The sequence below is a fragment of the Hominenteromicrobium sp. genome, from assembly GCF_046974225.1.
Lineage (GTDB): Bacteria > Bacillota > Clostridia > Oscillospirales > Acutalibacteraceae > Hominenteromicrobium > Hominenteromicrobium mulieris.
This window is the reverse complement of record NZ_JBKWAE010000002.1, coordinates 287,529-288,194: the sequence shown is the minus strand read 5'-3', so window position 1 is coordinate 288,194 and position 666 is coordinate 287,529. Positions and strand designations below refer to the sequence as shown.

General features: G+C 46.8%; 1 protein-coding gene. It reads right to left on the bottom strand.

Annotated features, from left to right (window positions below; all coding sequences use genetic code 11):
- A partial coding sequence (locus ACLTX1_RS03000) for a Bro-N domain-containing protein (RefSeq protein WP_412330444.1) occupies nt 1-666 on the bottom strand: 666 nt, incomplete at both ends.

The window sequence follows — 666 nt, the reverse complement described above, 5'->3', positions numbered from 1 at the left end:
CAGAAAATCCTTCCGGCTGATGTGCTTTTGACAGTTCTGTGGTTGTTGCCTCTGCAAGCATATTCAGAACAATTTCCATCGTACTCATATTATCACGGAGGTTTTCCTTTTTCAGACCTTTTAATTTCTTATATTGCCGAGTAGTCATGCCGGACCATGCTTTCGTAATCTCATCGGTGAGAATGGCATACTCTTTTCCTTGCTGCACGCCACGCTCCTGCCATTCAGCGGTAAGCTCGTTACGGACACGGATGGAAAGGAGCCGCTGATGAATCCAGTCTGTATCATAGCCTTTTTTCTGATAGGTTTCCAATGCACGGTCGATTGCCTGTTCCGGGTCGATCGTTTCTTCAATGCGTTCACGACCAACCTGGGCAAGCCAGAGTTTGAACGGTTCAGCTTTAGGTGACGGAATTGACTGAATAATGCGTAAAAGCTGTTCAGCCGTTGCCGCTAGCACCTTACGCTTTTTGCCTGTTGCGCCCATCATTGCTACCTGGGGACAATTTGTCCCCAGGTAGCTTGCAAGCTGTTCGTCACGCTTACGCATTTTTTTGAGATAGTCTGTTGGATTGGAACTATCTGTCAGGACAGCGATAACATCCACAACGGAGAAATACCATTCTTCCTGTTCTTCGTCCCATGCGGTGCGTATTTTTCTATCTT